The 18,471-nt window shown below is 71.8% G+C and carries 18 protein-coding genes, 1 tRNA gene and 4 pseudogenes; 15 read left to right on the forward strand and 8 right to left on the reverse strand.

Translation table 11 applies throughout. The features are described 5' to 3' along the window. Window positions 1-417: 417 nt before the first annotated feature. Window positions 418-930 carry a hypothetical protein gene (locus Sdia_RS06070; RefSeq protein ID WP_189500458.1) on the reverse strand — a complete coding sequence of 171 codons (513 nt, stop codon included), beginning with the start codon at window positions 928-930 and terminating at the stop codon, window positions 418-420. Window positions 931-1,264: 334 nt separating this feature from the next. Here Sdia_RS06070 and Sdia_RS06075 point away from each other — a divergent pair, with 334 nt between their 5' ends. From Sdia_RS06075 to Sdia_RS30580, 5 genes and pseudogenes are all read left to right on the forward strand, one after another. After that, the gene (locus tag Sdia_RS06075) at window positions 1,265-1,624 is read left to right on the forward strand and encodes a GGDEF domain-containing protein (protein WP_371874235.1); all 360 of its coding nucleotides are present in this window, start codon (window positions 1,265-1,267) and stop codon (window positions 1,622-1,624) included. 20 nt (window positions 1,625-1,644) lie between these two features. After that, entirely contained in the window at window positions 1,645-1,884 is a 240-nt protein-coding gene (locus tag Sdia_RS06080; RefSeq protein ID WP_189500457.1) for a hypothetical protein, read from the forward strand. Window positions 1,885-2,164: 280 nt separating this feature from the next. After that, entirely contained in the window at window positions 2,165-2,359 is a 195-nt protein-coding gene (locus Sdia_RS06085; RefSeq protein WP_161272934.1) for a hypothetical protein, read from the forward strand. Further along, window positions 2,359-3,024 (forward strand): annotated as a pseudogene (locus Sdia_RS06090) (SAM-dependent methyltransferase). The gene Sdia_RS06085 and the pseudogene Sdia_RS06090 overlap by 1 nt, the downstream one beginning before the upstream one ends. Continuing rightward, window positions 3,021-3,636 (forward strand): annotated as a pseudogene (locus Sdia_RS30580) (replication initiator); the annotation flags it as partial. The pseudogenes Sdia_RS06090 and Sdia_RS30580, both read left to right, overlap by 4 nt. Here the strand turns inward: Sdia_RS30580 and Sdia_RS30585 are convergent. Continuing rightward, a pseudogene (locus tag Sdia_RS30585) lies at window positions 3,630-3,785 on the reverse strand (replication initiator); the annotation flags it as partial. The pseudogenes Sdia_RS30580 and Sdia_RS30585 sit on opposite strands and share 7 nt — an antisense overlap. Here Sdia_RS30585 and Sdia_RS06095 point away from each other — a divergent pair. The 3 genes and pseudogenes from Sdia_RS06095 to Sdia_RS06105 form a co-directional block, all read left to right on the forward strand. Continuing rightward, window positions 3,721-4,410: pseudogene (locus Sdia_RS06095) on the forward strand (replication initiator); the annotation flags it as partial. The pseudogenes Sdia_RS30585 and Sdia_RS06095 sit on opposite strands and share 65 nt — an antisense overlap. Next, window positions 4,407-4,625: a helix-turn-helix domain-containing protein gene (locus Sdia_RS06100; protein ID WP_229831571.1), complete on the forward strand. Its 219-nt coding sequence runs from the start codon at window positions 4,407-4,409 to the stop codon at window positions 4,623-4,625. The pseudogene Sdia_RS06095 and the gene Sdia_RS06100, both read left to right, overlap by 4 nt. Then, complete coding sequence (locus Sdia_RS06105; RefSeq protein WP_189500455.1) at window positions 4,622-5,791, forward strand: tyrosine-type recombinase/integrase; 1,170 nt, start codon at window positions 4,622-4,624, stop codon at window positions 5,789-5,791. Before Sdia_RS06100 ends, Sdia_RS06105 begins: the two co-directional genes overlap by 4 nt. A 95-nt stretch (window positions 5,792-5,886) precedes the next feature. On the opposite strand, the gene Sdia_RS06110 is transcribed toward Sdia_RS06105, so the two are convergent. Together Sdia_RS06110 and Sdia_RS06115 are read right to left on the reverse strand one after the other, a co-directional pair. Next, window positions 5,887-5,960, reverse strand: a tRNA-Pro gene (locus tag Sdia_RS06110). A 139-nt stretch (window positions 5,961-6,099) separates the two neighbouring features. After that, on the reverse strand, window positions 6,100-7,035 hold the full coding sequence (locus Sdia_RS06115; RefSeq protein WP_100455335.1) for a metallophosphoesterase: 936 nt from the start codon (window positions 7,033-7,035) through the stop codon (window positions 6,100-6,102). Window positions 7,036-7,111: 76 nt separating this feature from the next. On the opposite strand from Sdia_RS06115, the gene Sdia_RS06120 reads away from it, so the two are divergent. Then, window positions 7,112-7,576, forward strand: coding sequence for a GatB/YqeY domain-containing protein (locus Sdia_RS06120; RefSeq protein WP_100455336.1), 465 nt, complete (start codon window positions 7,112-7,114; stop codon window positions 7,574-7,576). 89 nt (window positions 7,577-7,665) lie between these two features. Here Sdia_RS06120 and Sdia_RS06125 read toward each other — a convergent pair whose 3' ends face one another. Next, the gene (locus Sdia_RS06125) at window positions 7,666-9,873 is read right to left on the reverse strand and encodes a transglycosylase domain-containing protein (protein ID WP_100455337.1); all 2,208 of its coding nucleotides are present in this window, start codon (window positions 9,871-9,873) and stop codon (window positions 7,666-7,668) included. 735 nt (window positions 9,874-10,608) lie between these two features. Here Sdia_RS06125 and Sdia_RS06130 point away from each other — a divergent pair. Beyond that, window positions 10,609-10,983 carry a WhiB family transcriptional regulator gene (locus Sdia_RS06130; RefSeq protein ID WP_100455339.1) on the forward strand — a complete coding sequence of 125 codons (375 nt, stop codon included), beginning with the start codon at window positions 10,609-10,611 and terminating at the stop codon, window positions 10,981-10,983. A gap of 263 nt (window positions 10,984-11,246) precedes the next feature. On the opposite strand, the gene bagB is transcribed toward Sdia_RS06130, so the two are convergent. Beyond that, window positions 11,247-12,602 (reverse strand): ATPase BagB, encoded by a 1,356-nt coding sequence (bagB, locus tag Sdia_RS06135; RefSeq protein WP_100455340.1) that lies wholly within the window; start codon window positions 12,600-12,602, stop codon window positions 11,247-11,249. A gap of 31 nt (window positions 12,603-12,633) precedes the next feature. Beyond that, window positions 12,634-13,623, reverse strand: a complete 990-nt coding sequence (gene bagA, locus Sdia_RS06140) for an ATPase BagA (protein ID WP_100455341.1) — start codon at window positions 13,621-13,623, stop codon at window positions 12,634-12,636. 81 nt (window positions 13,624-13,704) lie between these two features. On the opposite strand from bagA, the gene sp36 reads away from it, so the two are divergent. The 4 genes from sp36 (at window position 13,705) to Sdia_RS06160 (ending at window position 16,159) form a co-directional block, all read left to right on the forward strand. Continuing rightward, window positions 13,705-13,866 carry a Sp36 family protein gene (sp36, locus tag Sdia_RS06145; RefSeq protein WP_100455342.1) on the forward strand — a complete coding sequence of 54 codons (162 nt, stop codon included), beginning with the start codon at window positions 13,705-13,707 and terminating at the stop codon, window positions 13,864-13,866. Next, window positions 13,863-14,330 carry a RidA family protein gene (locus tag Sdia_RS06150; protein WP_100455343.1) on the forward strand — a complete coding sequence of 156 codons (468 nt, stop codon included), beginning with the start codon at window positions 13,863-13,865 and terminating at the stop codon, window positions 14,328-14,330. The genes sp36 and Sdia_RS06150 overlap by 4 nt, the downstream gene beginning before the upstream one ends. 123 nt (window positions 14,331-14,453) lie before the next feature. After that, on the forward strand, window positions 14,454-15,344 hold the full coding sequence (locus Sdia_RS06155; RefSeq protein ID WP_100455344.1) for an NUDIX hydrolase: 891 nt from the start codon (window positions 14,454-14,456) through the stop codon (window positions 15,342-15,344). Continuing rightward, entirely contained in the window at window positions 15,341-16,159 is an 819-nt protein-coding gene (locus Sdia_RS06160; protein ID WP_100455345.1) for an MBL fold metallo-hydrolase, read from the forward strand. Before Sdia_RS06155 ends, Sdia_RS06160 begins: the two co-directional genes overlap by 4 nt. 77 nt (window positions 16,160-16,236) lie before the next feature. On the opposite strand, the gene Sdia_RS06165 is transcribed toward Sdia_RS06160, so the two are convergent. Further along, entirely contained in the window at window positions 16,237-16,911 is a 675-nt protein-coding gene (locus Sdia_RS06165) for a Crp/Fnr family transcriptional regulator (protein ID WP_003949637.1), read from the reverse strand. Between the two features lie 594 nt (window positions 16,912-17,505). Between Sdia_RS06165 and nth the strand changes: the two genes are divergently transcribed. Continuing rightward, complete coding sequence (gene nth / locus Sdia_RS06170; protein ID WP_100455346.1) at window positions 17,506-18,444, forward strand: endonuclease III; 939 nt, start codon at window positions 17,506-17,508, stop codon at window positions 18,442-18,444. Window positions 18,445-18,471: the final 27 nt, after the last annotated feature.

The raw sequence follows: 18,471 nt of genomic DNA on the forward strand, positions 1-18,471 counted from the left end.
GCCACCCGTCGCTGCGTCTGTCCGAGTACGTCCGGCGGCAGAACGCGATTTTGGACGGTGCTGATCCGCCCGGCTGCCCGGCTTGTGGGGATGAGGGACCACGAGTGCTGAGCTCGACCGGGCACGGTTGGGTCGAGCTGTGCCGTGGGTGCGCGCGGGCGCTGGCACCATGTCCGTGCGGGCAGCGGCACCGGTTCGTGCCGGAGACCCCGTTCCACTGGAACGAAATCTGGCGACGGGCGCACATGAGCGATGACGGCACACCGAACCCACATTGGCCTGCGGGCTAGCCGGTTGGATGCGGCACGGGGGGCTTGAGTGTGGCTGATCAGCTGGGTGGTGCGCTCTTCAGATCGTTGCCCGGCGCTCCTCGTAGCGAAGAGGTATCACGGACACTGCTGGGAGGTCGCCAGCTGGTCACCACACGTCGACGGACCAGACGTCGCCCCTCTGATGTCCGTCTGGATCTGGGTCGTCTGACCCGTATGGGTCAGGGTCAGCGACGACGTGGATGCGGGCGGCGGACGCGGATACGCGAAAGCAGTCCATGTCACTCGACGTGTTGTGCTTGTCGAGTTCGAACGTGTGACCCAGGGCCAGGATGGCGGTCTGCAGTTCCTTGAAGGGGACTCTGGGTACAAATTCCCCGTACGCTCGCGAGAGCGGGGACGGCACGGTGCTCGGGGACTGGTCGTACAGCAGTCGTTGGATCTTCACGCCGAAGCCGAAGCACGACATCTGCCCTCCTGGCTGGTCCGGCGAGAAGTTGATTTCCACGAGCCCGTAGTCCCGCCGCAGTAGGCCACCACCGGGAACATCGAGGCATGTCGCCCCCAGGGCGGCTTCCCAGGTTTCCGGGGCGGCACCGAGGCCAACTCCCAGGACCTCACCGCAAACGGCGACGTGAGCGTAGAAGTCCAAAGCGGACACCCGCCAACTCCCTCAACTATCCGGACAGGGCACCCCTTGCTGATCTCCGCACAGGACAGGCGGACCAGCGCCCAGTATTCGGTGATCGTACAGAGCAGCCTGTCAGGGCAGTCGCCAGGTGAGTTCGTCGCCGTCGGCGAAGCCGAAGTCCCAGGCGGGATGCGTCTTTCAGATCAGCTGTGGTCTTCCCGATCCTCCTGGCAGAACCGGGCTTCGCTCACCATGTTCCGTCAGCTAGCCCGGAACCCGCGCGTGGGACCGCCGCAGCCATCAGCTGGCATGCAGGTTCCGGCTTACCAACCTTCAGGATTCCGGGAACCGGCGCGCTTCCGACCTGGACGACTTCAAGGCCGTCAACGACACCCACGGCCACGCCGCCGGCGACGCCGTCATCACCGCCACCGCCCACCGGCTCACCCGCTGGACCGGCGCCCACGGCATCACCGCCCGACTCGGCGGAGACGAGTTCGCCACCGCCCTCACCAGCCTCACCCCCACCACCGGCCTGGCCGCACTCCGCGAAGCCCTGCACCGCCCCGTCGCCCACCACGGCCGGTGGATCGACACCAGCGCCTCCCTCGGCATCTGCCACCTGACCGACCTCCCGGCCCCCACCCTCACCGACGCCCTCGCCGCAGCCGACGCGGACATGTACGCGGACAAGGGCCACGGCCGCCGCAACAACCACCACTGACCAGCAAAGGAGCAACCACGATGGGCCTCTTCCGCCGCGACAACAACGACTCCCCGGCCAACCCCGCCATGGCCGAACTCGGCCGCGAATTCGCCATCGCCCGCCGCCACCGGGACCGCAAGACCATGCGCCGCATCGGCCGCGAGTACGACGCCACCGCCACCACCGACGCCGACGCCGCCTCGTTCCAGCACGGCCAGCAGACCTACGACGCCATCCCCCCGATCAAGCGCCCGCGCCGCAACCAGCGCCGCCGCTGAACAGCCCCCGGGGCGGCCTCGGTCGCCAAACTTCCGCCGCCCCGGGGGTGGCCCCTCCAGATCCCAACAGACCCGAAAGGGAAACCCCATGATGCCCCAGCCCAAGCCCGCCATGCCCATCTGCGGCGACTGCGACGGCCCCCCCCGTCGTCCACATCACCACCGGCACCACCACCCCCGCCGGCCAGCGCCACACCCTCCCCGCCACCTGCCCCACCTGCCACGGCACCGGCCACCGCACCACCCGCCGCGCCGCGATCCAGGCCGGACGGTGACCACCATGGCCGACCTGACCCCCACCCCCGACCGCCCTGGCCTCCACGTCACCAAGCCGGACCCCACGACCCCGGCCACCGCCACCGCCGTCTGCCACTGCGGCGCCACGGCCACCGCCACCGGCGACAACCAGGTCCGCGCCCTGGTCGAGGGCTACACCGCGAACCACGGTCCCGCCCACAGCAAGGGGGCCAAGTGATGGCTGCCACGCTCTCCAATGGCCTGCGGGTGCTGGACCTGTACTGCTGCCAGGGCGGCGCCGCCGCCGGATACGCCGCGGCCGGCTTCGAAGTGACCGGCGTCGATATCGCCCCGCAGCCCCGCTACCCCTACCGCTTCATCCAGGCCGACGCCATCGCCTTCGCCCGCGAGCACGGAGCCGAGTTCGACTTCATCCACGCCTCCCCGCCCTGCCAGCTCGACTCCGACTGCCAGCGGCTCCAGGGCAACACCCACCCCGACCTCATCGGACCCACCCGCACCGCACTCGAAGCCACCGGCCGCCCGTTCGTCATCGAGAACGTACGCGGCGCCCTGCCCAAACTCCGCAACCCCACCCTGTTGTGCGGCGCCATGTTCAGCCTGCGCACATACCGCCACCGCTACTTCGAGCCCGGCGGCGGCCTCACCATCCCTCAGCCCGGCCACCCCGCCCACACAGCGCTCCAGGCCAAAATGGGCTGACCCGTCCCGCCCGGGCACTACGGCCAGTTCGTCGGCAACTTCTCCGGCGTCTCCCTGGCCCGACAGGTCATGAGCGTGACCTGGATGAACCGCGACGGCATCCGCGAATGCATCCCCCCGGCCTACACCCACCACATCGCCCGCACCCTGGCCACCGCCCGCCAAGAGGTGGCCGCATGACCCACCCCGCCCTCCAGGCGGCGGGCCTGGACCCGGCCACCCTCACCGACGTGTGCAAGGTGGCCGGATCCCCCGGCTTCGACCGCTGGCAAGACCAGATCCGCCGCGCCGGCGGCTGCTCCGACCCCATCCGCCTCACCGGCACCACCAAAACCCTCGACGCCGCCACCCGCCGAGTCCTCCACACTTACACCACCGACCACGAACCCGGCGCCGTCCTGCGCATCGCCTGCGGCAACCGCCGCGCCTCCCGCTGCCCCGCCTGCGCCTGGACCTACGCCGGCGACACCTACCACCTCATCCGCGCCGGCCTCAGCGGCGACCCCGCCAAAGGCACTCCCCACACCATCCGCGACCACCCCCGCGTCTTCGCCACACTCACCGCCCCGTCGTTCGGCCCGGTTCACAACCGGCCTGGCACCCGCACCTGCCGCTGCGGTACCCAGCACTCGGAGGACGCCCCGGAGCTGGGCACACCGCTCGACCCGGACACGTACGACTACGCCGGCGCGGTGCTCTGGAACAACCACGCCCCCGACCTGTGGCGCTACTTCACGATCTACCTCCGCCGCGAAATCGCCCGCCGCGCTGGCCTCACCCAGAAAGCCGTCGAAACGGATGACGGCGTGGAAGTGGACGGCGCCGCGCTTCTGGTATTCGGCGACCTTGCCGAAGGACACCCGGGACTGTTCGTGGGGACCGGACGGACCCGACTCGCCCCCACCCGCATGGGCCACCCTCGACCTCCTCACCGACGCCATCCACGCCGCCGCCAGCCGCGCACAAGTCGACCTGCCCCCGTCCGGCAACCACCCCGCCCGCACCCTGCGGTGGGGCACCCAGCTCGACGTACGCCCCATCCGCGCCTTCGACAGCGGAGAGGACATCACCGAACAGGCCGTCGCCTCCTACGTCGCCAAATACGCCACCAAAGCCGCCGAAACCACCGGCACCGTCGACCGCCGCATCGGCAACAAAGAAGCCCTCCCCCTCCTCAACATTGCCGACCACCCCCGCCGCCTCATCGAAGCCTGCCTCGACCTCCACCCCCACTACCCCGACCGCAAACTCCGCGACTGGGCCCACATGCTCGGCTTCCGCGGCCACTTCTCCACCAAATCCCGCCACTACTCCACCACCCTCGGCGAACTGCGCCAGACCCGCGCCGACTACCGCGCAACCCAACAACGCGCCGCACTCGGCCCCCCCGACCCCGACGACGAACAAGCCACCACGCTCACCCTCGCCCACTGGACCTACGCCGGCCACGGCCACACCCCCGGCGAATCCTGGCTCGCCGCCAACATCCACCGCGACCTCCAACACAACCGCGAAACCGCCCGCGAACACCGCGCCGAACTGCTGTGTGCTGAGGAGGAATGGTGACCGTACTCGACATGGGAGGACCGGTGATCCCGCCGGCCCTGTACCGCGTGCCCGACGCTGTGAAGGTGTTGGGGCTGAGCCGGAGCGTCGTTTACGACTTGATCCGGGCCGGTCGTCTTCGGACCGTCAAGGAAGGCCGGACCCGTCTCGTGCCGACTTCCGCCATCACTGACTACGTTGCGTTCCTGGAGCGGGAAGCCGGGGCCGAGCAGTGACCAAGCGGCGCAGTCGTGGTGATGGTGGCCTGCACTGGGACGAGAAGCGGCAACGGTGGATCGCCACGGCGAATCTGGGCTTCCATCCGAGCGGAAAGCGGATCGTGAAGCGGGGGAGTGGCAAGACCAAGACGGAGGCGAAGAACAAGCTTAAGGAGGTGTTGCGGGACCACGAGGACGGTCTCGCGATCGCGCCCACCAACTACACGGGCAAGGACGCTGTGACGGACTGGCTCACGTACGGCCTGGTGGGCATCGACCCCAGCACGGCCAAGACCTGCGCGATCCTGAGTCAGACGCATGTCATCCCGCCCCTCGGCGCTCGCAAGCTCCGTGACCTGAGCGCTGAGGATGTCGACCGCTGGCTGGCCGCGAAGGCGAAGACGCTCAGCACACGCACCCTTCAGGCGATCCACTCGTGCCTTAACCGCGCGGTCAAGCGGGCCATGGCTCGGGACAAGGTGAAGCGCAACGTCGTCGAGTTGTGCTCGGTCCCCCAGGGGCGAGCCGGGCGCCCCTCAAAGGCGCTCGCCTTCGCTCAGGCTGAGGCCGTGCTCAAGGGGGCTGAGGGGACCTCGATGTACGCGTACATCGTCGTTGCCCTGCTGACTGGTGCCCGTACCGAGGAATTGCGGGCGCTCACCTGGGACCACGTCTTCCTCAAGGGCAAGCCGGACGTGGACCCGCCGCAGCCTCCGCACATCGCGGTGTGGCGCTCGGTCCGGCGAGGTGGGGACACCAAGACGCGGAAGTCCCGGCGCACGCTCGCTCTGCCGGAGCGGTGCGTCGAAGCCCTCTGGCAGCAGTTCGAAGATCAGGGCTGGGATCGGCTCGCCGCGGGCGACAGATGGGAGGAACACGGGCTTGTTTTCGCCTCGGCCATGGGCAAGCCGTTGGACGCTGCCAACGTCCGCCGAGCCTTCCGCCAGGCGCTCAAGGGCATCGCCGGGATCAACGCCGACGAGTGGACGCCCCGAGAACTCCGGCACAGCTTCGTGTCCCTGCTGTCCGACCGCGGCGTCCCGCTGGAAGTGATCTCCCGGCTTGTCGGGCACTCCGGGACGGCCGTGACCGAGGAGGTCTATCGGAAGCAGATCCGGCCCGTGATCCAGACTGGCGCTGTAGTCATGGACGGGATCTTCGGCGCAGATCCGCAGCGGCCGTAGACACGCGGGAAGCAGTAGTCACGCAGATAGACACGCACAAAGCAGATCGCCCATCCTACTCGCGTGAGTAGGATGGGCGACCTGCTGTTTCTCTGTCGGGGTGGCGGGATTTGAACCCACGACCTCTTCGTCCCGAACGAAGCGCGCTGCCAAGCTGCGCTACACCCCGATGTCGTCCGCGTTGCGGTGACACCGTTACTTTAGCGGACGGGGGCCCAGAGGTGAAATCCGGTTCTCGGGGGTGGTCGGGTGGTCGCGCGCAGCCAGGTGCGGCTGGTCAGCCCGGCCCCGGCTGGGGGGGGCGGGGTTCAGCCCCGGGCCTCGTGTTCCGTGAGGGTCAGGAGGGTGGCCTCGGGGGGGCAGGCGAAGCGGACCGGGGTGTAGCGGTTGGTGCCGCAGCCGGCGGAGACGTGGAGGTAGGCGGTGCGGCCGTCCTCGGTGTGGGTGGAGAGGCCCTTGACGCGGTCGGTGTCCAGGTCGCAGTTGGTGACGAGGGCGCCGTAGAAGGGGATGCAGAGCTGTCCGCCGTGGGTGTGGCCGGCCAGGATCAGGGGGTAGCCGTCGGAGGTGAAGGCGTCCAGGGTGCGCAGGTAGGGGGCGTGGACCACGGCGAGGGAGAAGTCGTCGGAGGGAGCGGGGCCGCCGGCCACGTGGGCGTAGCGGTCGCGCTTGATGTGCGGGTCGTCCAGGCCGGTGAGGCCGATGGTGTGGCCGTCGATCTTGAGGGTGCCGCGGGTGTTGGTGAGGTTGAGCCAGCCGGCCTCGTCGAAGGCGTCGCGCATCGGCTCCCACGGGTTGTGGACGGCGCCGGTGACGGGCTCGTTGCCGTTGAGGCCGTGGCGGCCCTGGATCTTCTCGACGAGGTAGCGGCCGGGGTTGCGCAGCCGGGGTCCGTAGTAGTCGTTGGAGCCGAAGACGTAGGCGCCGGGGAACTCCATGAGGGGGCCCAGGGCGTCGAGGACCTCGGGGACGCCTTCGGGGTCGGAGAGGTTGTCGCCGGTGTTGATCACGAAGTCCGGGCGCAGGCCCGCCAGGGACTGGAGCCAGGCGCGCTTCTTGCGCTGGCCGGAGACCATGTGGATGTCGGAGACCTGGAGGACGCGCAGGGGGCGCATGCCTCGGGGGAGGACGGGGATCGTGACCCGGCGGAGCCGGAAGGAGCGGGCCTCGAACCCGGCCGAGTAGGCGAGTCCGGCGGCCGCGGCCGCCGTGATTCCCAGGGGTACTCCGTATCGCGCGCGCATGGGCTCATCGTCGCAGACGGCGGGGGAGGGGGAAATCCGCGGGCGGCCCGGGCGGCGCACCTGAGAGACTGGCGTCATGACCACGCTCAAGTCCAGGCTCCATGAAGACCTCACCGCGGCGATTCGCGACCGTGCTGAGCTGCGTTCGGCCACGTTGCGGCTGACACTGGCCGCGATCACCAAGGAGGAGGTCGCGGGCAAGCAGGCGCGTGAGCTCTCCGACGACGAGGTGCGGAAGGTGATCGCCAAGGAGGCGAAGAAGCGTCGCGAGGCCGCGGAGGCGTTCGGCCAGGCCGGCCGCACCGAGCAGGCCGAGCGGGAGCGGGCGGAGGGCGAGGTGCTCGCCGAGTACCTGCCCAAGCAGCTCTCCGACGAGGAGCTGGGCCGGATCGTCACCCAGGCCGTCGAGGAGGCGCGTGCGGCCGGGGCCGAGGGGCCGCGGGCGATGGGCCAGGTCATGAAGATCGTCAACCCGAAGGTGGCCGGCCGAGCCGAGGGCGGCCGGGTCTCGGCGCTGGTCAAGCAGCAGCTCGCCGGCTGAGGCGAGCCTGTCGTACGGGAACGGAAGGGCGCCCCCGGTCGGTACCGGGGGCGCCCTTCTCGTGTGCCGGTCGGCTGCTCAGCGGGGTGTCAGCGGCCCTCGCCGCCGCCGAACAGGTCGGACGGGAGCTCGATGTCCGGGAGCCTGTTGTCCCCGCCTCCGGGCCGGTTCCCGCCCGGCTTGTCGTTGCCGCCGCCGTTGCCGTTGCCCGGGCGCTTGGGCTTCTTCTTTCCGGGCTTGTCCGGCTCGGGGATGTTCACCAGGTTGAAGCCGGGGGCTTCCTTGCCCTCCAGCGCGCCGGCCATCGCGGTCTTCCAGATCGGTCCGGGGACCTCGCCGCCGAAGACCTTCTCGTGGTACTGGCCGCCGATGTTGATGTCGACCATCTGGCGCTTGTGCTGCGGGTCGCCGACCCAGACCGCGCCGGAGAGGTTCGGGGTGTAGCCGGCGAACCAGGCGGCGTAGCGGAAGTCGGTGGTACCGGTCTTGCCGGCGCTGGCGCGGCCGTCGAGCCCCGCCTGGCGGCCGGTGCCGTCCTCGACCACGCCGCGCAGCAGGGTGTTGACGGTGTCGGCGGTCTTCTCCGACATGACCTTGGTGCAGGTCGACTTCGGCACCGGCACGGACTTCTTGTCCGGGCCGGTGATGGAGGCGATGGCGATCGGCGAGCAGTACGTGCCGCGCGTCGCGAAGGTGGCGTACGCGGAGGCCATCGTCAGCGGCGACACCTCCTCGGTGCCCAGCGCGATCGACGGGCCCTGCCCGAAGTCGTTGCCGTCGGAGCGCTCGATGCCCATCTTCTTCGACAGCTCGACGACCGGGCAGGTGCCGATCTCGCTGATCATCTGCACGAAGTAGGTGTTGACCGAGAGGGCGGTCGCCTCCTTCATGGAGTACGGGCCGACCTCCTTGTCGTTCTCGTTGGCCAGCTCCTCCGAGGAGGTGTTGACGTAGTTGCCGGAGCAGGTCGCGACCGGGCTCGGGTACTGCATCTCGTACGGCGAGGAGTACGTCTTCGTCACCGGCATACCGCGTTCCAGGGCCGCCGCGGCCACGATGGGCTTGAAGGTGGAGCCGGGCTGGTAGCCGGCGCCGCCGCCCATGCTCGCGTTGACGGAGAGGTTCATCTCCATCTCGTTCTCGCCGTACCCGTACGGCCTGGACTGGCCCATGCCGGTGATCTTGCCGGTGCCGGGCTCGACCAGGGCGACCGCGGTGGCGACGTCGTCGTCCTGGTTGACGCCGTTCTCTATGGCCGCCTGCACCGACTCCTGGGCCTTCGGCTCCAGGGTGGTGCGGATCGTCAGGCCGCCCCGGCGCCAGGTCTTCTGGCGGTCCTCGGGGGTCTTGCCGAAGACCGGGTCGGAGAGGAAGGCGCGGCGGACGTAGTCGCAGAAGAAGCCGGCGCCCTTGACGGCGGTGATGCAGCCGCTGCTGGGGCGGCTGATCTTCAGGCCGAGCGGGGACTTCTTCGCCTTCTCGGCCTCCTCCGGGGTGATGTCGCGGACGGCCGCCATCCGCTGGATGACGGTGTTGCGCCGCTTGGTCGCCTCCTGCTCGTCGTTGACCGGGTCGTACCGGCTGGGCGACTGGACCAGGCCGGCGAGGAGCGCCGACTCCTGGAGGTTCAGGTCCTTGGCGGGCTTGGAGAAGTAGCGCTGGGCTGCGGCCTCGACGCCGTAGGCCTGCTGCCCGAAGAAGGTGATGTTCAGGTAGTTCTCGAGGATGCCCTTCTTGCCGAGTTCCTCCTCGATCTGGATGGCGAACTTCAGCTCGCGCACCTTGCGGCCGATCGTCTGCTGGGTGGCCTCGGCGACCTTGTCGGCGTCGTCACCGGCCTCCTCGACGAAGACGTTCTTCACGTACTGCTGGGTCAGCGTCGAGGCGCCCTGGGAGACGCCGCCGCTCTGCGCGTTCTCGTTGACCGCGCGGAGGATGCCCTTGAGGTCGATCGCGCCGTGCTCGTAGAAGCGCGAGTCCTCGATGGCGACGATCGCCTTCTGCATGTACGGCGAGATGTCCTTGAGGGGGACGACGGTGCGGTCCCGGTCGTACACGGTGGCGATCTTGCCGCCCTCCGCGTCCAGGATGGTGCTGCGCTGACTCAGCGGTGGCGTCTTGAGGTTGGCCGGCAGCTCGTCGAATCCCTCGACCGAACCCTTCGCGGCCAGACCCAGGGCACCGGCGGCCGGCAGGGCGATACCCGCGAGCACCGCGCCGGCCACCACGCTGACCCCGAGGAACTTGGCGGCCTGCTGGGCCGGAGACAGGCCGCCGCCCGAGCGCTTGTTTCCCATGAGGGGCAGCCTAATCCGTCAAGTGTGCTGTTCCGAGGGAGCGGGGCCCTGGGAGGAGGGCGGTACCGGACTGTGACATCCGGTTGGCTCAGGCGGGTGGAAAACGGACGGTACGCGGGCTCGCGCGGCGGTGTGCCGAGGGCGGGCGCCGGGTCTCGCGCGCGCGGACGCGGCTCCCGGCGCGGAGGTGGGCATTCGCCGGACAGGGGCGCAAACCTTGGCCTAAGGTATCCACAACTGTCACAGCACAGCCCTGCCGTAGCAAGCCCCCGTGCACGATGCGAGCGTGGACCGCGCATGACCAGAGCCTGAGACCGAGCCGCACACGGGCCCCGACGGTGCCGCCCTCCTCCCGGACTCCCGAATCCCGGTGTGGCGGTGCGTCCCCGGCGGGCGTCCGGCCCCGCAAGCCGTGTTCTCGAACAGCCGTCACCCGAGGACCGGCCGGCCCACCTGCCCCACCACCGCCGCCCGGCGGCGTTGTGCGGGTGTTCGTGTGCTGATGTCCTCCATGTCCCAGGTGGAACGTCCTCATGCGCCGGGAAGGTCCCGCATGTCCTCAGGTCACTCCGTTGGGTGATCTGCCGCGTACGCATAGTCCGTTCGGGCCATTCAAGATTGGGCCCGCTGGGGGTGTTGTGCTGTGCCCGGCTTCCGTAACGTCCTCAACTGGCTGCGGTGAATATGCCGCTGCCGCCGTGGGGGAGCCTCGATTCGGGAGAGGACGGCGCCGGTATGGGCTGGGTGACCGACTGGAGTGCGCAGGCCGCCTGCCGCACTACCGATCCGGATGAACTGTTCGTACAAGGAGCAGCGCAGAACAGGGCCAAGGCGGTGTGCACCGGATGTCCGGTGCGCACGGAGTGCCTGGCGGACGCGCTGGACAACCGCGTCGAGTTCGGCGTGTGGGGTGGCATGACCGAGCGGGAGCGCCGAGCGCTGCTGCGCCGTCGGCCCACCGTCACGTCGTGGCGCAGGTTGCTGGAGACCGCGCGAGTGGAGTACGAGCGCGGGGTGGGCCTGCTGCCCGCCGACGCGGAGGTGAACGACAACTCCGCACTGACCGCCGACGACCGCGAGGTCTACGCGCGGCTGCTCGCCGTCGGGTAGCCCCCGGGCGGCCGTCCGCCGGTCGGCTCGGCCGGCCGGGCGCGAGCGGGGAGTACGGGAGACGGGCGCGGGCCGATCGCCGGCCGGGCGCCCGGTCCCGGTGACGTACGTGGGTACGGGTGTGTCGCCGGACCGCCGGCCGCCGGGTGCGAGCACCGAGGGCGCGGCACGGGTGTGGCCGCCGCCGAACCGGACGCCCCGCGCCACGAGGCGCGGCGTGCGCGGTCGTGGCGTCCGCGTCCCCCGCCGCGCGCCAGGGGGGCTCAGGCTTGCGGGACGTCCTCGGGCGCGGGGCCGGCCTCGGCGAGGCAGGCGCCGATGGCGCGCAGCCCCGCGAGGTCGTGGACGTCGCCCGGCAGGGCCGCCACCTCGGCGACGGGCACCTCGGGGTGCCGGGCCGTGAAGCGGTCGCGGGTGCGCTGCTCGCGGGCGAGCAGCATCATGCGCTCGGCGTGCAGGCGCAGCAGCCCCACCGTCAACTCCTCGACCGTAACCGTGTCTTCCTCGTCCGAACCCCTCCCGTCCCCTTCCGCCCCGGTCGCCACTTCCGGGCGCGCACCGTCCTGACCGGCGGGGGAGCCGGGGCCGGGGGCGGCGCGATCGGAGGCGGCTGCGGCCGCGCTCGGGCGCGTACCGGAGTTACCGACGAGTCCAGCTTTCCCGGGCGGCTGATCCACAATGCCGCCGCCGTCAAGATTTTCCGCCGCCGCCAGCGCCTGCTCGGCGGAGAGCTGGGCGGCGCCGCTGGAGTGCACGCGGTTGAGGACCAGGCCGGCCAGCGGCATCCTCTCGGCGCCGAGGCGCTCCACGAAGTAGGCGGCCTCGCGCAGGGCGTCCCGCTCCGGCACGGCGACCACCAGGAAGGCCGTCCCCGGCGCCTGGAGGAGCTGGAAGGTGGCGTCGGCGCGGGTGCGGAAACCGCCGAACATGGAGTCCATGGCGGCCACGAAGGTCTGCACGTCGCGCAGGAGCTGGCCGCCGAGGAGCTTGCCGAGAACGCCGGTCATCATCGACATCCCGGCGTTGAGGAACTTCATCCCGGCCCGGCCGCCGACCTTGGCGGGCGCCATCAGCAGCCGGATCAGCTTGCCGTCGAGGAACGAGCCGAGCCGCTTGGGCGCGTCCAGGAAGTCCAGGGCCGAGCGCGAGGGCGGGGTGTCGACGACGATGAGGTCCCATTCCTCGGTGGCCCGGAGCTGCCCCAGCTTCTCCATCGCCATGTACTCCTGCGTCCCGGCGAACCCGGCCGACAGCGACTGGTAGAAGGGGTTCTCCAGGATCGCCCGGGCCCGCTCCGGGTCGGCGTGGGCCTCGACGATCTCGTCGAAGGTCCGCTTCATGTCGAGCATCATCGCGTGCAGTTCGCCCTCGCCCTCGACACCGGGGACCTGGCGCGGCACGTTGTCCAGCGAGTCGATGCCCATGGACTGGGCGAGGCGGCGGGCCGGGTCGATGGTGAGCACGACGACCCGGCGGCCGCGCTCGGCGGCGCGTAGGCCGAGGGCGGCGGCGGTCGTCGTCTTGCCGACACCGCCCGAGCCGCAGCAGACCACGATCCGGGTCTCCGGGTCGTCCAGCAGCGGATCGACGGCGAGCGGATTCGCCGGTTCCAGACTCACCTGGGGTCCTCCTCGCTCGGGGCTCACCGCGTCATGCCCCGGCCCCGACACCCTGCTCGCGCAGGAGCGCCGACAGTTCGTGGACACCGGCCAGGTCCATGCCCCCGGTGAGCAGCGGCAGCTCGTGCAGGGGCAGGCCGAGGCCGGTCAGGACCGAGTGCTGGGCGCGCTCCAGGGTGTGCCGTTCGGCGTACTCGGCGGCCTGCTCCAGCAGGGGGGCGACCAGGCGTTCGGCCTTGCCGCCGCGGCGGGCGCCGCCGAGGCCGGCGGCGGAGAGCGCCTTGGCGACGGCGGCGGGCGGCGGGCCCTCCACCGCGGTACGCAGCGCCGCCCCGCCGAGCAGGGCGGGGCGGACCATGTTGACCGCGACGCGGCCGACCGGCAGGCCGGCGGCGCGCAGCTCGGCGATGCCGTCGACGGTCTCCTGGACCGGCATCTCCTCCAGCAGGGTGACCAGGTGGACCTGGGTCTGCGAAGACTTCAGGACGCCCATCACCGCCTGGGCCTGATGATGTATCGGGCCGACCCTGGCGAGCCCGGCGACCTCGTCGTTGACGTTGAGGAAGCGGGTGACGCGGCCCGTGGGCGGGGCGTCCATGACCACGTGGTCGTAGGCGTACCTGCCGGTCTTCCCCTTGCGGCGGACCGCCTCGCACGCCTTGCCGGTGAGCAGGACGTCGCGCAGGCCGGGGGCGACGGTGGTGGCGAAGTCGATGGCGCCGAGCTTCTTCAGGGCCCGGCCCGCGCCGCCGAGCTTGTAGAACATCTGGAGGTAGTCGAGGAGGGCCAGCTCCGGGTCGATCGCCAGCGCGTACACCTCGCCGCCGCCCGGCACCGCCGCGATCTTCCGCTCCTCGTAGGGCAGCGGCTCGGTCTCGAAGACCTGGGCGATGCCCTGCCGGCCCTCGACCTCGACCAGCAGGGTCCGCCCTCCCCGCGCGGCGAGGGCGAGCGCGAGTGCGGCGGCGACCGTCGTCTTGCCGGTCCCGCCCTTGCCGCTGACGACCTGGAGCCTGCTCACGCCATCGAGCCTAACCACTGGGGCGTCGCGGTACGCATGGGCCCGCGCGGGGCGGGCGGGCGGAGCCGTTACAGTCGCCGTATGACCAAGAAATTCGAGTACGCGACGGTGCCGCTCCTCGTGCACGCGACCAAGCAGATCCTGGACACCTGGGGCGAGGACGGCTGGGAGCTGGTGCAGGTCGTGCCCGGTCCCAACCCCGAGCAGCTCGTCGCCTACCTCAAGCGCGAGAAGCAGGCGTGAGCGCGGTCGAGGCGCGCATCACCGAACTGGGGCTGACCCTGCCCGACGTGGTGCCGCCGCTCGCCTCGTACCAGCCCGCGGTGACCTCCGGGGTGTACGTGTACACCTCGGGCCAGCTGCCCATGGTGGACGGTGTCCTCCCGCTGACCGGCAAGGTCGGTGCCGAGGTGACGCCGGAGGACGCCAAGGACCTGGCCCGGGTCTGCGCGCTGAACGCCCTGGCGGCCGTGAAGTCGGTCGCCGGTGACCTGGACCGGGTCGCCCGGGTGGTGAAGGTCACCGGGTTCGTCGCCTCGGCCCCGGACTTCACCGGCCAGCCCGCCGTGCTCAACGGCGCCAGCGAACTCCTCGGCGAGATCCTCGGCGACAAGGGCGTGCACGCCCGCAGCGCCGTCGGCGTGGCCGTGCTGCCGCTGGACGCGCCGGTCGAGGTGGAGATCCAGGTGGAGCTGGCCTCGGCCTGACCCCGCGCCCACCGCCGTACGTGTACGCGCCGTTCCCCCCGGGGGGAACGGCGCGTTCCGCGTCCCCGGGGCGGCCGGCCGGTGGCTCTCGAACAATCGAGCCACACCGGATAGCCTCCGGCCATGGCGAACGGTCAGTGGTACCCGCCCGAATGGCCCGCCCGCATCAGGGCGCTGGCCAGCGGCGAACTCACCCCGGCGGCCCCGCGGCGGGCCGCCACGGTCATGCTCCTGCGCGACGGGCCCGACGGCACGGGGCCGCGCGTGCACATGGTGCGCCGCCGCGCCTCGATGGCCTTCGCGGGCGGTGCGTACGCCTACCCCGGCGGCGGCGTCGACCCGCGCGACGACCGGCCCGTGCGGTGGGCCGGGCCCTCGCTGGAGAGCTGGGGCGAGCGGCTCGGGGTGAGCCCGGCCGAGGCGCAGGCGGTGGTCTGCGCGGCCGTGCGGGAGACCTTCGAGGAGGCCGGGGTCCTGCTGGCAGGCCCCGGTCCGGACAGCGTCGTCGCCGACACCACGGGCGAGGAGTGGGCGGCCGACCGGGCCGCGCTGGAGGCGCACGAGCTGTCGTTCGCCGACTTCCTCGACCGGCGGGGCCTGGTCCTGCGCTCCGACCTGCTCGCCGCCTGGGCGCGCTGGATCACCCCGGAGTTCGAGCCCCGCCGCTACGACACCTGGTTCTTCGCCGCCGTGCTGCCCGTCGGACAGGTCACCGTCGAGACCTCCGGCGAGGCCGACCGCACCGAATGGGCCCGGCCCGCCGACGCCGCCGCCCGCTACGACCGGGGCGAGCTGCTGATGATGCCGCCCACCATCGCGACCCTGCGCGCGCTGCTGCCGTACACGAGCGCCGCCGAGGCGCTCGCGGGCGCCGCCGACCAGGACCTGACGCCGGTGGTGGCCGAGGCCGAGCTGCGCGGCGAGGAGGTCGTGCTGACCTGGCCGGGGCACGAGGAGTTCACCAGGCACGTGCCCACCGGGCCGCGCGCACCGCTGGAAGGGCGTCGGTCATGACCGACGCGGCAGCCCTCCCCGGGCAGCCCCGGGGCGCCGTCGCGGGACCGGCCACCGCCCGTGCCGTGAACGTCCTCGCGCCCAACCCCTCGGCGATGACGCTGGACGGCACCAACACCTGGCTCCTCGCCGAGCCCGACTCGGAGCTGGCCGTCGTCATCGACCCCGGCCCGCTCCACGAGGGGCACCTGCGGGCGGTCGTCGCCACCGCCGAGGCGGCCGGGCGGCGGATCGGGCTGACCCTGCTCACGCACGGCCACCCCGACCACGCCGAGGGCGCCGCCCGCTTCGCCGAGCTGACCGGCACCAAGGTGCGCGCCCTCGACCCGGCGCTGCGGCTGGGCGACGAGGGGCTCGGCGCCGGGGACGTCGTCACCACCGGCGGGCTGGAGCTGCGGGTCGTGCCGACCCCCGGGCACACCGCCGACTCGCTCAGCTTCCACCTGCCCGCCGACCGGGCCGTGCTGACGGGGGACACCGTTCTCGGGCGGGGCACCACGATGGTCTCCCACCCCGACGGCGGCCTCGGCGACTATCTCGACTCGCTGAGGCGGCTGCACTGCCTGACGACCGACGACGGCGTCAGCACCGTCCTGCCGGGCCACGGGCCCGTCCTCGACGACGCGCAGGGGGCGCTGGAGTTCTACCTCAGCCACCGCGCCGCCCGCCTCGACCAGGTCAGGGCCGCGGTGGAGGCGGGGGTGACCGAGCCGGGCGAGGTCGTCGCGCTGGTCTACGCGGCCGTGGACCGCAGCCTGTGGCCGGCGGCCGAGCTGTCGGTGCGGGCGCAGCTGGAGTACCTGCTGGGCGGCTGAGGGCCGTCCGGGCACGCCGGAGGGCCGGGCGGCCGGCACCGGTGCCGGTGCGGCCCCGCCCGGCCCTCGGGGGTGGGTCAGCGCGAGCGCTTCGCCAGGCGCTCGACGTCGAGCAGGATGACCGCGCGGGCCTCCAGGCGCAGCCAGCCGCGCCCGGCGAAGTCCGCGAGGGCCTTGTTGACCGTCTCGCGGGAGGCGCCGACGAGCTGGGCCAGCTCCTCCTGGGTGAGGTCGTGCACGACGTGGATGCCTTCCTCGGACTGCACCCCGAAGCGCCGGGAGAGGTCCAGGAGGGCCCGGGCCACGCGGCCGGGTACGTCGGAGAAGACCAGGTCGGACATCTGATCGTTGGTCTTGCGCAGGCGCCGGGCGACGGCGCGCAGCAGGGCGGAGGCCACCTCGGGCCGGGCGTTGAGCCACGGCTGGAGGTCGCCGTGGCCCAGGCCGAGGAGCTTGACCTCGGTCAGAGCGCTGGCGGTGGCCGTGCGGGGGCCGGGGTCGAAGAGCGACAGCTCACCGATCAGCTCGCCGGGGCCGAGCACGGCCAGCATGTTCTCCCGGCCGTCGGGGGATGTGCGGTGGAGCTTCACCTTGCCCTCGGTGACCACGTAGAGGCGGTCGCCGGGGTCGCCTTCGTGGAACAACGCGTCGCCACGGGCGAGGGTCGCCTCGCTCATGGAGGCGCGGAGCTCCGCGGCCTGCTCGTCGTCGAGCGCCGCGAAGAGCGGCGCGCGCCGCAGAACATCGTCCACGAGTTCTCTCCTATGTCGACCTGCTCAGGGAACCGTGGTCCCCATTTTGCCGGACGGGTCAAACAGTGCGATCAATCACAAGGATGCCGGACGGGTGTGCCGTTCTGTGCGGCAGGGGGCCGAACAGGGGGTCCCAGGGCCCGGACGAGGCCGTCCGGGTGACGGACGGGCAGGCGCTGGAGCCCTTGCGGGAAGCGGCGAGAGCGCAGGCCACGGCGGTCGGACGGGAGGGCACGGCCCGTCGTTGCGCTGTGGGCGAACGCCCCCGCGTCCGGGGGTGCCGAAGGTAAAAGGACAGCAAAACGAGCACCTCCCGCCGGTGCGTCCGATAGGCGGACGCGCGTCACCGAACAGCGCAACGCGAAGGCCGCACCGACGGCGGCGCCACCGCCGCCGCCCGGACGGCCTACCCGCCCTTCGCCCGCCCACACGCACCGTCACCTCGTACACACGTACGGGTGTACGCGCGGGTGGGCGGCGCGGCGCGACGGGGCGGGCGGGACAGGGGGGCGCGGAGCCGTCCGCGCCGTCGCCGGGTGCGGGTCCTCGTGCGGATTCCGCCGGGCGCCGGTCCTCCGGCGTAGCCTTCCTCCCATGGCCAAGAGCACGGGGCGTGAGCCCGCCGCGAAGAAGCCGGACGACGCCGGGAAGCCGCCGCCCGTCGTGCGGGAGCCGGCCGCGTCCCCGGACGCGGCGAAGCGCCCCGCCGCGGCCAAGGGCGGTGCGTCGACTTCCGTCCAGGGGGCCGCCCTCGGCGGCAAGCCCTGGCGCGAGTCGCGTCTCGCGATGGTCCGCAGGGCCCGCCGGACCAACCGCGAGCTGGCCGAGGTCTACCCGTACGCCCACCCGGAGCTGGACTTCGAGAACCCCTTCCAGTTGCTGGTCGCCACGGTGCTCTCGGCGCAGACCACCGACCTGAGGGTGAACCAGACGACGCCCGCGCTCTTCGCGAAGTACCCGACGCCCGAGGACCTGGCCGCCGCCCCGCCGGAGGAGCTGGAGGAGATCATCCGGCCCACCGGGTTCTTCCGCGCCAAGGCCCGCTCGCTGCTGGGCCTCTCGGCCGCCCTGCGGGACCGGTTCGACGGCGAGGTGCCGGGGAGGCTGGACGACCTGGTCTCGCTGCCCGGCGTCGGCCGCAAGACCGCCTTCGTCGTGCTCGGCAACGCCTTCGGCGTCCCCGGCCTCACCGTGGACACCCACTTCGGCCGGCTGGTGCGCCGCTGGAAGTGGACCGAGGAGACCGACCCCGAGAAGGTCGAGGCGGCCGTCGCCGCGATCTTCCCCAAGAAGGACTGGACGATGCTCTCGCACCGCGTCATCTTCCACGGCCGCCGCATCTGCCACTCCCGCAAGCCCGCCTGCGGAGCCTGCCCGATCGCCCACCTCTGCCCCTCCTACGGCGAGGGCGAGACCGACCCGGAGAAGGCGAGGAAGCTGCTGAAGTACGAGAAGGGCGGCTTCCCCGGCCAGCGCCTGAAGCCCCCGCCGGACTACCCGGGCCGGCCCGCTCCGGAACTGGGGGCGCGTTGACGGGCCGAGCGGGTGTCCGCGCCCCGC

Source organism: Streptomyces diastaticus subsp. diastaticus, from assembly GCF_011170125.1.
GTDB lineage: Bacteria > Actinomycetota > Actinomycetes > Streptomycetales > Streptomycetaceae > Streptomyces > Streptomyces diastaticus.

Bases quoted from the DNA above. Each gene is read 5' to 3' on its own strand.
- Sdia_RS06080 (WP_189500457.1), top strand. From the start codon at position 1,645: ATGGGCCTCTTCCGCCGCGACAACAACGACTCCCCGGCCAACCCCGCC.
- Sdia_RS06085 (WP_161272934.1), top strand. From the start codon at position 2,165: ATGGCCGACCTGACCCCCACCCCCGACCGCCCTGGCCTCCACGTCACC.
- Sdia_RS06115 (WP_100455335.1), bottom strand. From the start codon at position 7,035: ATGCGCGCGCGATACGGAGTACCCCTGGGAATCACGGCGGCCGCGGCC.
- Sdia_RS06120 (WP_100455336.1), top strand. From the start codon at position 7,112: ATGACCACGCTCAAGTCCAGGCTCCATGAAGACCTCACCGCGGCGATT.
- Sdia_RS06125 (WP_100455337.1), bottom strand. From the start codon at position 9,873: ATGGGAAACAAGCGCTCGGGCGGCGGCCTGTCTCCGGCCCAGCAGGCC.
- Sdia_RS06130 (WP_100455339.1), top strand. From the start codon at position 10,609: ATGGGCTGGGTGACCGACTGGAGTGCGCAGGCCGCCTGCCGCACTACC.
- sp36 (WP_100455342.1), top strand. From the start codon at position 13,705: ATGACCAAGAAATTCGAGTACGCGACGGTGCCGCTCCTCGTGCACGCG.
- Sdia_RS06155 (WP_100455344.1), top strand. From the start codon at position 14,454: ATGGCGAACGGTCAGTGGTACCCGCCCGAATGGCCCGCCCGCATCAGG.
- Sdia_RS06160 (WP_100455345.1), top strand. From the start codon at position 15,341: ATGACCGACGCGGCAGCCCTCCCCGGGCAGCCCCGGGGCGCCGTCGCG.
- nth (WP_100455346.1), top strand. From the start codon at position 17,506: ATGGCCAAGAGCACGGGGCGTGAGCCCGCCGCGAAGAAGCCGGACGAC.